The sequence below is a fragment of the Streptomyces sp. NPDC050263 genome (genome assembly GCF_040655955.1).
Taxonomy (GTDB): domain Bacteria; phylum Actinomycetota; class Actinomycetes; order Streptomycetales; family Streptomycetaceae; genus Streptomyces.
Map to the genome: position 1 here is coordinate 16,030 of NZ_JBFAKW010000076.1, position 13,586 is coordinate 29,615.

General features: G+C 70.6%; 6 protein-coding genes and 1 pseudogene. 3 read left to right on the forward strand and 4 right to left on the reverse strand.

Going from position 1 to position 13,586, the window contains the following annotated elements; translation table 11 throughout:
• Nucleotides 1-132 precede the first annotated feature (132 nt).
• Nucleotides 133-5,031 carry a DNA repair ATPase gene (locus AB0J04_RS28940; RefSeq protein ID WP_363171501.1) on the forward strand — a complete coding sequence of 1,633 codons (4,899 nt, stop codon included), beginning with the start codon at nucleotides 133-135 and terminating at the stop codon, nucleotides 5,029-5,031.
• A gap of 459 nt (nucleotides 5,032-5,490) precedes the next feature.
• On the opposite strand, the gene AB0J04_RS28945 is transcribed toward AB0J04_RS28940, so the two are convergent.
• The 4 genes and pseudogenes from AB0J04_RS28945 to AB0J04_RS28960 all read right to left on the reverse strand — a co-directional run.
• Nucleotides 5,491-5,991, reverse strand: a complete 501-nt coding sequence (locus tag AB0J04_RS28945; protein ID WP_363171502.1) for a CBS domain-containing protein — start codon at nucleotides 5,989-5,991, stop codon at nucleotides 5,491-5,493.
• A gap of 257 nt (nucleotides 5,992-6,248) precedes the next feature.
• Nucleotides 6,249-7,547, reverse strand: coding sequence for an ArsB/NhaD family transporter (locus tag AB0J04_RS28950; RefSeq protein WP_363171503.1), 1,299 nt, complete (start codon nucleotides 7,545-7,547; stop codon nucleotides 6,249-6,251).
• A gap of 395 nt (nucleotides 7,548-7,942) precedes the next feature.
• Nucleotides 7,943-9,178: a cation:proton antiporter gene (locus tag AB0J04_RS28955; protein ID WP_363171504.1), complete on the reverse strand. Its 1,236-nt coding sequence runs from the start codon at nucleotides 9,176-9,178 to the stop codon at nucleotides 7,943-7,945.
• Between the two features lie 533 nt (nucleotides 9,179-9,711).
• Nucleotides 9,712-9,909 (reverse strand): annotated as a pseudogene (locus AB0J04_RS28960) (cation:proton antiporter); the annotation flags it as partial.
• A gap of 296 nt (nucleotides 9,910-10,205) precedes the next feature.
• Here AB0J04_RS28960 and nhaA point away from each other — a divergent pair.
• Complete coding sequence (nhaA, locus tag AB0J04_RS28965; RefSeq protein ID WP_363171505.1) at nucleotides 10,206-11,534, forward strand: Na+/H+ antiporter NhaA; 1,329 nt, start codon at nucleotides 10,206-10,208, stop codon at nucleotides 11,532-11,534.
• 1,204 nt (nucleotides 11,535-12,738) lie between these two features.
• Nucleotides 12,739-13,473 carry a flavodoxin family protein gene (locus AB0J04_RS28970; protein WP_363171506.1) on the forward strand — a complete coding sequence of 245 codons (735 nt, stop codon included), beginning with the start codon at nucleotides 12,739-12,741 and terminating at the stop codon, nucleotides 13,471-13,473.
• The last annotated feature ends 113 nt before the right edge of the window (nucleotides 13,474-13,586 follow it).

Below are 13,586 nucleotides of genomic sequence, written 5' to 3' on the forward strand. Positions count from 1 at the left end.
CTCGCCGGGGCCTGACCGGCATGCCAGGGCCCGAGCTGCCGCCACGGCCCGACCCCCGGCCCGTGGTCCGGAGCTGCCGCACAGGGGACGGCAGCTCCGGACCACGTTTCTCCGACACCCGAGAGGGACCCCATGATCACCGGGACCACCGGTCTGGACGCCGGCACCTACGAGGTGCTGCGCGACCGGCTCAATGCGCAGGCCGACGAGCTCGCCCGCCGCGCCGAGGCGCTCAACGTCCGCCGGACCGAGGAGTTCGGCTCCGCCCGGCTGGAGCTGACGAGCACCGAGCGGCTGCGCACCGAGCACGCCTGCGTGCCCCGCGACATCGTCGCCGTCGGCGACACGCTGCTCTTCGGCCACAACGTCTTCCTCGGGTTCCCCGGGCTCAAGCCGGAGACGACGGTGGCCGACGTCTTCGCGCTGTACGACCGCGACCTGAGCCGCCTGCCCGAGGACGCCGTGCCGGGTCTGCTCGACGACCCCGCCTTCGTCCGGGAGTTCGCCGCCCTCCACCGCTACTACCGCCAGGCCCACCTCCTGCAACTACGCCGTGTCGAAGGCAAGTTGCTGGCCGTCTTCCAGACAGGCGAGAAAGCCGGCGACATCCGCGTGCTGCGCTGGACCCTGTCCGACGACGGCCGCGTGTCCTTCCTGGACGCGCGCGGCGAGCGCGACCACGTCCTCCCGCCCTCCCACGACTTCGCATGGACGCGGACGACCCGCGAGCACCACGTCCTCGGCCGCCACCCACACGTCTCCATCGAGGACGAGGTCTTCGTCGAGACCATCGGCGGCACCTTGACCGTCAAGACCGAGAACAACACCGAGACAGGCGAAGGGACGTACGCCGAGCCGGTCGCCGAGCCGCTGCAGTCCCTTGCCGACGCGGACATCGCGTACGCGCGCGTCGGCGCCCTCATCCTGTTGGACGTCCTCCCCTACAAGGAGGACGACCACCGCTACCTGGTCTTCAACACGCTCACGAAGAGCGTCGTCCGCCTCGACGGCACAGGGCAGGCGTGCCGTCGCCTGCCCGAGGACCAGGGCATCGTCTTCCCCGGCGGATACTGCCTGGCCACAGACAGGTACAAGACGTTCGACGGGCTCGACACCGAGGAACTGGAATTCGAGCGAGTGGTCCGCTCACCCAATGGCGAGGATGTTCTCTTCGCCTTCCACGCGCAAGTGGAAGGCCGCAGTCTGCTGCTGCCCTACAACATGATCCGCAAGGAGGCCGCCACCCCGCTGTCCTGCCACGGCTGGGCCCTCTTCGACGACGGCACGCTGGCGGTCCTGCGCGCAGACAACGACGAACCGCAGCGCGTCCACCCCGTCCAGCTGTGGAACTCCCCGTACGTCTCCGACACCCACGCCGCCGCCCAGCCGGTAGGCACCGGCCCGCTCGCCCGTGTCGGCAACGCCGACCTCGTGCGCGGCATCTCCGACTGCCTGTCCATCACGCGCGCCGTCACCGAGACCACCCCGACGAGCGAGGTGTACGAGGCACTGGCCGCCGCCTGCGTCCGGGCCACCGACGCCTACCACTGGCTGAGCGAGCCCGAGCTCGGAGATCTGCACGAGCCGCTCACCCAGGTGCGGACCACCACCGAGCAGGTGCTGGCCGAGTTCGAGACCGTCCAGGCCCTCACCCGCCAGGCCGCCGACGCGCTGGCCGAAGCCGCCGCACGGGTAGCGGCGGTCGTTCGACGCCTGCGCGGCGAGGCCCCGCGCAGCGCCGCCGCCTGGGTGACCGGCCTGACCGAACTGTGCCACGCCCAGGGCCACCTGCTCACCCTCAAGGACATCCGGTACGCGGACACCGCCCGCCTCGACGAACTCGCCGCCGACGCCGAGTCCGACCTCGCCGCCTTCGGGCAGCGGGCCGTCGCCCACCTCGCGCGCGAGGACGCTTTCGCCGGCCATCAGGCCGACGTCGAGCAGTTCGTCGCCGACGCGGAGGCGATCGCCACCGTCGCCGCGGCCGCGCCCATCACCACCCGCCTCGACGAACTCGCGGACGGACTGCGCACCGTGACCGAGGTCGTCGCCGGCCTCGACATCGGCGACGCCACCGTCCGCACGGCCGTCCTGGAGCGGATCGCCGAGGTCCTCGGCGGCATCAACCGCGCCCGCGCCACCCTCGACGGCTGCCGCCGCGCGCTTCTCGACCGTGAGGGACGGGCCGAGTTCGCCGCCGAGTTCGCGCTGCTCGGCCAGGCCGTCATCGGCGCGCTCGCGGCTGCCGACAGCCCCGAGGGGTGCGACGAGCAACTCGCCCGCATGCTGGTGCGGGTGGAGAACCTGGAGGCGCAGTTCTCGGAGTCTGCCGATTTCGACGACTTCCTCGGCGAGCTGGTGGACAAGCGCGACGAGGTCCACGAGGCGTTCTCCGCCCGTAAGCAGACCCTCGCCGACGCCCGCGCCCGCCGCGCCGAGCGCCTGGCCGACTCGGCGAGGCGCGTCCTGCAGACGGTCGCCCGCCGCGCCGGCACGCTCGCCGACGCGGACGCGATCGCTGCGTACTTCGCCTCCGACCCGATGGCCGTCAAGGTCCGCCGTCTCGCCGACGAGCTGCGCGAACTCGGCGACCAGGTCAGGGCGGAGGAAATGGACGGCCGTCTGAAGGCCGCCCGCCAGGAGGCCGCTCGTGCCCTGCGCGACCGCACCGACCTGTACACCGACGACGGCCGCACCCTCCGACTGGGCAGCCACCACTTCGCCGTCAACACCCAGCCCCTCGACCTCACCCTTGTCCCGCACGGCGACACCCTCGCCTTCGCGCTCACGGGCACCGACTACCGCTCGCCGGTCAAGGACCCCGGCTTCGCCGCCACCCGGCCGTACTGGGACCGCCCGCTGCCGTCCGAGTCGCCCGAGGTCTACCGCGCCGAGCACCTCGCCGCCCGTCTGCTGGACGAACACGGCCCGACCGCGCTCGCGGAGGCCGACCTGCCCGCCGTCGTCCGGCAGGCGGCGGAGGCGGCATACGACGAGGGCTACCAGCGCGGCGTCCACGACCACGACGCGACCGCGATCCTCGCCGCACTTCTTCGCCTGCACGAGGACGCCGGCCTGCTCCGCCACGAGCCCGCCGCACGCGCGGCCGCCCATCTCTTCTGGGCGCACGGCACGACGGCCGAGGAGCGCGAGAGCTGGACCCGGCGGGCGGTATCGCTGGCGCGCGCCCGGGACACGTTCGGGCTCGCGCCCGCCATCGACGACCTGTGGGCCGAACTCGCGGAGGCGATCGGCACACAAGCGGCGGCCGTCTACCTCTTCGAGGAGCTGACGAGCGGGCCCGACGGCTTCGTCATCAACGCCGGCACCCGCACGCTGCTCGACAAGTTCCGCCGTACGGTGGGCACCGCGGCCTACGACGACGACCTCGCCGTCCTCACCGACCCGGCCGCACGCAGGCAGCTGGTGGAGGCGTGGCTGACCTCGTACACCACCGCGACCGGCACGGAGACCACTTCTGGTGACCTGGCCGAGGCGGTGGCCGCAGAGCTCTGCACGGACCTGCCCCGCTACGAGTGCGACGCGCCACTGACCCAGCGCGTTGAGGGGCTGCTGGGTGCCCACCCGCGCATCAGCGGCCGTAGGCTCACCATCCGCGTCGACGAATTCCTCGCCCGCACAAGGGAGTTCCGCGAGCGAGAAGTCCCTGCCCACCGCGCCTACCAGCGGCGCCGTGCGGCGTTGGTAGGCGCCGAGCGCACCCGCCTCCGCCTGGACGAGTACCGGCCGGCGGTGATGTCCGCGTTCGTGCGCAGCAAGCTGATCGACGAGGTGTACCTGCCGCTGGTCGGAGACAGCCTCGCCAAGCAGCTGGGCACCACGGGCGAGTCCAAGCGCACCGACACCGGCGGCCTCCTCCTGCTCATCTCACCACCCGGCTACGGCAAGACGACCCTCATGGAGTACGTCGCCGACCGCCTCGGCCTGATCCTGGTCAAGGTCGACGGACCCGCGCTCGGCCGTGCGGTGACCTCCCTCGACCCGGCAGAGGCTCCGAACGCGACCGCCCGCCAGGAGGTCGAGAAGATCAACTTCGCGCTGGAGGCCGGCAACAACACACTGCTGTACCTGGACGACATCCAGCACACCTCGCCCGAGCTGCTGCAGAAGTTCATCCCGCTGTGCGACGCCACCCGCCGCATCGAGGGCGTACGGGACGGCGAGCCGCGCACCTACGACCTGCGCGGCAAGCGCTTCGCCGTCTGCATGGCCGGCAACCCCTACACCGAGTCCGGCAGCCGCTTCCGCGTCCCCGACATGCTCGCCAACCGCGCCGACGTCTGGAACCTCGGCGACGTCCTGACCGGCAAGGAGGACGCGTTCGCGCTCAGCTTTATCGAGAACTCACTGACGTCGAACCCGGTCCTCGCTCCGCTCGTCGGCCGAGAGCGCACGGATATCGATCTACTGATCCGCTTGGCCGAGGGCGACACGACAGCCCGCGCCGACCGGCTGACCCACCCGCACGGCCCAGCCGAGCTGGAGCGGATCCTGGCCGTGCTGCGCCACCTGTTGACGGCCCGCGAGACGGTCCTGGCGGTGAACGCCGCGTACATCGCCTCGGCGGCCCAGGCCGACGCCACCCGCACCGAACCGCCCTTCCAGCTCCAGGGCTCCTACCGCAACATGAACAAGATCGCTCAGCGCATCCAGCCGGTCATGAACGACACCGAGCTGGCAGCGCTGATCGACGACCACTACCGGGCCGAGGCCCAGACCCTCACCGCCGGCGCCGAGGCCAACCTGCTGAAACTGGCCGAGCTGCGCGGCAGGCTCACCGGCGAACAGACGCTGCGCTGGGCGGAGTTGACGGCAGCGTACGTCCGCACCCAGACCCTCGGCGGACCGGACGACGACCCTCTCATCCGCGCGGTGGCCGCCCTCGGCCTGCTCGCCGACCGGGTCGCGGCCGTCGAGTCGGCGATCAACCACGCCGCCGGTCCACGCCACCTGGTCGCCAAGCCCACCGCCCGGCACGCGGTCCCCTTCGACCCGGGCCACGGGGGGTAATGAGCTGCCGCGCATCGGCACCGCTACCCCGAGAGCTGCCCGACGCGGGTACGACCTGCCGTCGGGCGCGTACGGGCACGGGCCTGGTCGTGTCGCTGCTCGTGCTGCCCTTCGCTGTCGGCGGCATGGTCCGGTCGGGTGCGGCAGCGGGGCTCGTGACTGGTCCCCTCGCCTTCCTGCTGTTCGTCGAGCTGTGCGCGGAACGCCCGCCGACGCGCTGCTCGTCGGCCGGAATGACCGCACGGACCCTGACAGGCATACGCTCCGTCGACCTGAGCCGCACAGCGAGTGTCCGACTGCAGACTGCGCCGCACTCCCGTGCCCTGGAGCAGGGCACGCCGCGGTGCGGCATGCCGATGCCGGAGCGTTCGGACAGACGGACCGACGCCGAGGTGTGCCGGAGATCCTGTGCGCTTCAGACCTGGAGCAACCGACACACGCGCGTGGCTCACATCGCGGTCACGTGGTGCTCAACGCCCCCGCAGCGCCCAGCAGTTCGTGCAGGAGGTGCGAGGCCGTGATCACGCCCAGCAAGCGGGTCCTGCCTTGCTCCCGGCCGCCCGGTCCGGCTTTCACCTTCTCGGCGACCGCCACCAGGGGGCTGCGTACCTGCGCCATCAGCGCGGCCACCTCCAGCGCGGTGTCGTCGGGGTCGGCGATCGGCGGCGGGGCCGCCTTGCTGGACAGGCAGTCCCCGACACGGCGGCCCGCCAGCGCCTGGCAGAGCCGGTCGGCGTGCTTCTCGTCGACGACGGCGGCGAGGGCCGGGTCCTCGACGACGTAGGCGGGCACCAGCACTTTGATCATCTGGGAGGCGGGAAGGATCGCCTTCGGCTCGCCCCGCTCGTCCAGTACCAGCAGGCCCGGCAGCTTGTGCTCGGCCATCAGCCGGGCAGCGTCCATGGCGTCGCTGTCGACGCTCACCGTTTCGTATTCGACCGCCAGGTCACGAGCGCGCACGGCGGGGCTCCTCTTCCACTGGAAATGTTCCTGTGCTCAGCCTCATACGGTTTCGGGGCGCGGGCCAGGTCATTGACGCGGAACATACGCAGCAGCCCTGTCCGAACACGCATCACTCGACTCCGGTCACCCACCGTGGTCCGACTGGGTCCGGGCGGCCGAGGTCCTGGCGTCCGTCTCGCCGGGGTGCACCCGAACTCACCATGGTTGCCCGCCGCTGCCGGGTGCCTCCTCGACTGCCTGAGAGCACCTCCGGATCAGGCCAGTGCGAAGTAGCGCAGCCACACGTACCCCGCCGACAGCGCCACGGTGACGACGGTGACGACCAGGCCGTACTTGGTGAACTGCCAGAAGGAGATGGGCTGCCGGTTGCGTTCGGCGATGCCCAGGACGACCACGTTGGCACTCGCGCCGATCGCAGTGGCGTTGCCGCCGAGGTCCGCGCCGATGGCCAGGGCCCACCACATGACGTGGTCGCCCGCCCCGCCCATCGACTGCACGAGGTCGCTGGTGATCGGCGCCATCGTCGCGACGTAGGGGATGTTGTCCACGATGCCGGACAGCACGGCCGACGCTGTCAGCAGCAGCATCGAACCACCGAGTTCGTTGTCGCCGATGGCGTCGGCGAGGGACTTGGAGACCTCGCCGATGACGCCGGTCTCGATCAGACCGCCGATCATGATGAACAGCCCGGCGAAGAACGCGAGGGTGGGCCATTCAACCTCGGTCAGGACCTCGCCGGTCTCCACGGCGGACACCGCGATCAGCAGGCCGGCGCCCAGCAGCGCGACGACACTGGGCTCGTAGTGCAGCACCGGGTGGAGCACGAAGCCGACGACGACCAGGGCGAGCACCACGAGCCCCTGGACGAGCATCCGGGGGTTCTTGATGACCTCGCGCTCCTCCAGCGCCATGACCTCCTCGGCGCGTGCCTCGTCGTAGACGAAGGACCTGCGGAACAGGAAGCGGCACAGAGCGACGAGCACCACGACCAGGATCGCGGAGAGGGGAGCGAGGTGGACCAGGAAGTCGTTGAAGGTCAGGCCCGCCCGGCTGGCGATGATGATGTTGGGCGGGTCGCCGACCAGGGTCGCGATGCCGCCGATGTTGGATGCGAACACCTCGGCGATCAGGAAGGGGGCGGCGGGCAGCCCGAGGCGCTCGCAGACCAGCAGGGTGACCGGGGCGATGAGCAGGACCGTGGTGACGTTGTCGAGCAGCGCCGAGGCCATGGCTGTGATCAGGATGAGCATGACCATCACGCGGAAGGGTCTGGCCCGTGCCCGTTTCACCGACCAGATGGCCAGATACTCGAACATGCCGGTCTTCTTGAGCACGCCGACGATCATCATCATGCCCATGAGCAGGAAGATGACGTTCCAGTCGACGCCGCTGTGCTCGGAGAAGAAGGCCGACTCGTCGTCGGTCGCGCCGATCGCCAGCATCAGCGCGGCACCGCCGAGGGCTGCCCCCACGCGGTGGATCTTCTCGCTGATGATCAGGGCGTAGGTCGCGACGAAGACGACGATCGCCGCCCAGCTCTGCCAGCCGTTCACGATCCTCCGATGAGTCGTTCCGTCAGGCGGGCGGCCGTCACGGCGCCTGCCGGCCAGGTTCGGTCGCCGTCGTGTTCGACGACGGTGACCAGTGGGGCGTGTCTGCGGGCCATGAGAGCCGCGATGTGCATGAAGCCGGCGTCCGGTCCGGCCGTCGGCCGGCGAAACCCGAGGCGCGGCAGCCTCTCCGAAGCTCTCGACTTCTCCACCAGGGCCTCAAGGGCCCGGGGGGTGCCCCCAGAGTAGGGGGACCCCCATCGCGGCCGTGGGCACGACGGCGTACGGCTGGTCGTCCCGGTCGACGACCAGCAGTGCGGGCAGCCTGTGCGGCCGACAGCAGGATTGCATCGGTGGCGCCGTCGTCTGTGGACACGTACGGGTACGGCTCGGCCAGTTCATGCGCCGACATGGCCGACCTCCTTGGTGGTACGGGAGGACTCGTCGCCGCCGGGTACGCCGGCGAGGTCCTCGACGTCGAAGAGACGGGCGATCGCAACGTCGGTGGAGCTGTGCGCGATGATCGAGAAGGCGATGCACACGGCGATGAGCGTGAACGCCTCCTCGCCCTGCGGGATTCCGGCCTGCAGCACCAGCAGCCCGTACACGACCGACGCGAAGCCCTTCGGCCCGAACCAGGCCGCGACCAGCTTCTCCCGCCGGTCGAATCGAGTGCCGAGCAGCGAGAGCAGCAGAGAGGCCGGGCGGATCAGCGCGATGGCTAGGACCACGGCGACGTAGCCGCCGAAGGACAGGTCCCCGAACAGCTGAGGCGTCAGCAGCGCGCCGAACACCAGCAGCGCCGCGAACTTCGCCAGCTCCGCCAGCGCCTCGCCGAGCGGCTCGAACGCCTCCTCCGCCTCCAGTGAGCGCGCGGTGAGCACCGCGCCCGCGGAGAACGCGGCCAGGTAGGGGTTGGCGTGCGTCAGGTGGCACGTCGCGTACAGGATCACGCCGACCGCCAGGGGCAGCAGCGGCTGCAGCTTGGGCTCGGCGCCCAGCAGCCGGAACCGCACGAGTTCGATCACCACGAACGGCAGGACGACACCGAACGCCAGCCCGAGGACCAGCTCGAGCGCGATCTTCCCCAGCGAAGCCTCGGCGTGCCCGGAGGTCGGCCCGGCCGCGGCGATCAGGATGAGCACGACCGGCAGAGCGAGCCCGTCGTTGATGCCGCTCTCCACGTTCAGCAGCTGCCGCAGCTTCGCCGGGACCTCCTTGCGTCCGACGATCGCCGACGCGAATACCGGGTCGGTCGGCGCCAGCACGGCGCCGACCAGGAACGAGGTCGTCCAGTCCAGGCCCACCAGGTAGTGCGTGATCAGCGCCATGCCGACGAACGCGAGCGGCATACCGAGTCCGAGGGCGCGGGCCGGGTTGCGCCAGTTGGCGCGCAGCTTGGGGAAGGAGACGTGCATGCCGTCGGTGAAGAGCACCGCGAACAGCGCCAGATCAGCCGTCACGGACACGATCTCGCTGTCCGGCGTGATGTGGATCAGCCCCAGGAAACCGTCACTGACGAGAGCGCCGCCGGCCAGGAAGAGAAACGACGTCGACAACACGGTCCGGGCGGCCAGACCTGACAGCAGCACCGCGATGAGCAGTGCCACTCCGAAGACCACGACGAGCACCATGACCCGAACCCCCGATCAGCGAAGAGACTTGTCCTCAAACGCCGACCAGGCTTCCCGGCACACCGCTGGGAACCATACACGTTCTTTACGCGGCACTGACAGGTCACCGGCGCGCACTCTGACAGGCCGGACACTGCCGGGTTCCGGAAAGACGTCTCGGCCGCCTAAAGATGCCGTTGTCCGCTCCGGCCGCCGACGCACGGGTGATGCCGATGCGGCGCAGGACCGACCGTGCTCGGTCGTTCGCACACGTACGACCAGCCGTGTGCCGCGCGCCCGGGCGGCACGAAGGGCCATGAGCAGCGCCGCCGCACAGCCGTCCGGACTGAGGTGGTTCACGCCGGCCGGGTGGCCTGGCCGACCGCCTGTTCTGTGCCCCTCTTCCGTGACTGCCTGACGACCCGTGGCACGAAAAAGGCAGCTGACGTGGGCAAACGCGTCGGTTCGCAGCGGTCCCGGGCCGCAGAGCGGAGCGGCTCCGCCGCCTCACCTCTCGTCGTCTCGTCGTCGAAGGCAGGCCCTCGCGCGATCAGTCAGGCGTGGCCGACGGCGTCCTGGTCGTCGATGGTCTCGTACGTGTCGGGCGGCGCAGGCGGCTTCTCCCGGGAGGGCGGGGCCGACCGCTGACGGCGCTGTCCCCGCAGACGGGTGGCCAGGGGGCCGAGGGAGGGTTCGATGCCGGCCGTGACGGCGAGCCCCGCGATCACGATGGAGAACTCGCCGCAGGCTACCGGGGCCCACCACAGCGGTATCGGGGAGAACCGGAAACGTCCGGCGAATCGGCCGAGCGTGGCTGATGCGCGCGGCCGACCCGCGGCCCGAGGCGGCGCGCGAACCTCATCACGGTGCTGATTCGAGGGCGATAAGGCCAAGGGCGACCGAGTCCGCTTCGCATGGAGGTGTGCGGGCCTCAGCAGCGGATAGAGTGTAAAGAACGCGTCAAGCGACGCGGGGTGTGCCGGGAAGTCTGGTCGGCGTGGAAAGGGGCCGTGGGCCCTCCGTCGCCGATGCCCGGAGGTCGCCTGTCATGGCTGATGCACCGCAGTCCCGTTCGCTGTTCCTCGGTGTCCTCCCGCTCCCGGAGCGGCAGGCCCTCGCCCGCGCTCTGCGGACGGAAACGGTGGGCGGCCTGATCCTGCTGGCCGCGGCGGTAGCGGCCCTGGTGTGGGCCAACAGCCCCTTCAGCGGTGCCTATGAACAGATACGCGACTTCCATTTCGGGATCCCGGTCCTCGGGTTGGACCTGTCTGTCGGGCACTGGACCGCGGACGGACTGCTGGCTGTGTTCTTCCTTGTCGCGGGGATCGAGCTGAAACGCGAACTCGTGGTCGGCGAGCTGCGAAGCCCGGCAACAGCCGTGCTGCCTGTCATCGCAGCCCTGTGCGGCATGGCGGTCCCCGCCGCCCTTTACGCGGCCACCGCCGGTCTCGGCGGCGGCCGTCTGGACGGGTGGGCGGTGCCGATGGCCACGGACATTGCTTTCGCCCTCGCTGTTCTGGCGGTCATCTCCACCCACTTGCCCGCGGCGCTGCGTGCGTTCCTGCTCACCCTCGCCGTCGTCGACGATCTCGGCGCGATCCTGGTGATCGCCGTCTTCTTCACCGCCGATCTCAACCCGTACGCGCTGGCCGGGGCCTTCACCGGTCTCGCTGCTTTCTACCTGCTTCAGCGGCTGAGGGTGACCGGCTGGTGGTGGTACCTCCCTCTCGGGATCACGACCTGGGCGCTGATGTACAACGGCGGCGTCCACGCCACAGTCGCCGGTGTCGCCATGGGCCTGCTCCTGCGCACCACCCTCGACGAGGGTGAGAGCGCATCGCCCGGCGAGCGCACCGGCCACCTGGTGCACCCTCTGTCCGCCGGCATCGCGGTCCCGTTGTTCGCGCTGTTCGCCGCAGGCGTCAGCGTCTCCACGGCTGCCCTGGGGGAGGTGTTCTCCAGCCCGGAGCCGCTTGGCGTGGTCGTGGGCCTGGTGCTCGGCAAGACGGTGGGGATCTTCGCGGGCACCTACCTCGCGGCCCGCTTCACCCGCGCCCGGCTCAACCCGGACCTGGCCTGGGCCGACGTGTTCGCTTCTGCCGCCCTGGCAGGGATCGGGTTCACGGTCGCCCTGCTCGTGGGCGAGCTCGCCTTCCCGCAGGCCGCGCTGGGTGAGCACGTCAAAGCCGCGGTCCTCATCGCCTCGCTGGCTTCCGCTCTCCTGGCCGCGCTGATGTTGCGCCGCCGTAACCGGCTCTACCGGCGCCTGTACGAGGAGGAGAACACCGACGCGGACGCCGACGGCATCCCGGACGTGTACCAGCGGGCCACTCCGACGCCGGCCGGTGCGGACCGGTCTGACGGGACGTCCGGCTGATGGCCGCCGACGCCTCGCTGCTGGCGCCCGCGATCGTGGCCGCCGCTCTCGTGATCAGAACAGCCCTCGGCGAGCTCAGGCACCCGGGCAGCGCCCGCGGACAGTGGGCCTTCGCCACCGACCGCCGCGGCCGTGGTCCTGCTCGGCCGGCACCAGGCCGGCCCCGCTGCGGCGGCCTGGGCCCTGCTCATCGGGGCGCTCACCGCCCATCTGATCCACCGCGACCGGAACCGCTCATGACCGCAGCGCCGACGACGGCCTCCGTCCCGGCCGCGCCGACCACCGGCCCCGAGGATGATCGGTCCCGAGGATGATCGGCGCCGCTCGCCCGAGTTGACCCGCCCCGCCCGCACACCCACCCACAGGAGCCCTGCCCCTATGACCTGGCATTGGATCGGTCTCGTCTTCTTCTCCCTCACCCTGCTGCCGGCCGGGCCGGCGTTGGTGAGCGGCCGGATACCGCACCGGCTGCGGCATCGGCTGGCCCCCCTTCGTCCGCGCGGCTGGGCCCTTCTCAGCCTCTACGCCGTCGCCCCCCTCAACACGATCCCGCGGCTTGCCGAGGCGCCGCCTGTGATCATCGTGGTGGCTACGGCCGCCGCAGGTGTGCTGGCCGCAGCAGGCAGCACGTACGCAGCCCTCGCTCCGCGCCGGGCCAGGGCGTCGCCCTGTGACCGGCAGGAGGCACGTGGGATGGCTGCGCGTCGTGACGGCGCAGACGGCCTCCCAGCGCGCTCCCGCCGGCACAGCGAGGCTCCCATCGGGAGCCTGCAGCCCGCTGGGGAACACATACACGTAAGGCAAGAAGTGGTTGAACCGCTGCTGCGCCGCGCCGACTTGTTGTCGCAGCTCCTGTGGGTCGGGTACGCACGTGACCTGCAGGGGAAGGAGACGCGGCAGTCCCGCGTATCCCTGATGGCTCGCGCTCCTTTTTCGTGCCCGGGGCGCTGTTCCTGGTCCCCAGGCTGCTGCCGGTGCACGGCCGGACGCCTGCCGCGCTGCCCGCGGTGTGGTTTGGGGACTGGTGGCCGGGACCTTGGCGACGACCGTCTCGGTGCCGTGGCTGATCGCCTCGCAGGGGAGAGCACCGTGCCGCGGTGAGTCGCAGCGGGACAAAGCGCGCATTCCGCGAGACGCTGCCGCCGGGACGGCGCGAAGGCGCCGCCTCCCCCGCCCCTGTCCGCTCTCCTCCTCGGAGTCCACCATGGCAGCACAGCCCGCCCCAACTGAGGACAGTTACCGCTTCGACGACCTGCGCGCGCTCTTCGTCAACTGCACGCTCAAGCCGTCCCCCCAGCTCAGCCACACCCAGGGACTCATCGACAAGAGCCGGGCGATCATGGATGCGCGTGGGGTGACCACGGACGAGATCCGTGCCGTCGACCACGACATCGCTCCCGGTGTACATCCGGACATGACCGAGCATGGCTTCACCGCGGACGCCTGGCCCGCGCTGTACGAGAAGGTGATGGCCGCGGACATCCTCGTGCTGGCCGGACCGATCTGGCTGGGCGACAACAGCTCGGTCACCAAACAAGTCATCGAGCGTCTCTACAGTTGCTCCAGCCTCCTCAACGCCCAAGGCCAGTACGCCTATTACGGGAGGGTCGGTGGCTGTCTGATCACCGGCAACGAGGACGGCGTGAAGCACTGCGCGATGAACGTCCTCTACAGCCTTCAGCACCTCGGCTACACCATCCCGCCGCAGGCGGACGCGGGCTGGATCGGCGCGGCGGGGCCCGGGCCCTCGTACCTGGACCCCGGTTCGGGCGGCCCGGAGAACGACTTCACCAACCGCAACACCAGCTTCATGACCTGGAACCTGATGCACATGGCGGCCCTGCTCAAACGCGCCGGAGGCATTCCCGCCCACGGCAATCAGCGCTCGGAGTGGGACGCCGGCTGCCGGCCGGGGGCGGACAACCCCGAGCACCGCTGAGCCGGACCGGGAAGTCCAGGGTTCTCGCCGATTCGACTACGGCCCGGCGCCCAAGCGGGCTCAGGAAACCACGTGCCACTGACTCGTCCCGGGTATCCGTCCCACACCTCGAC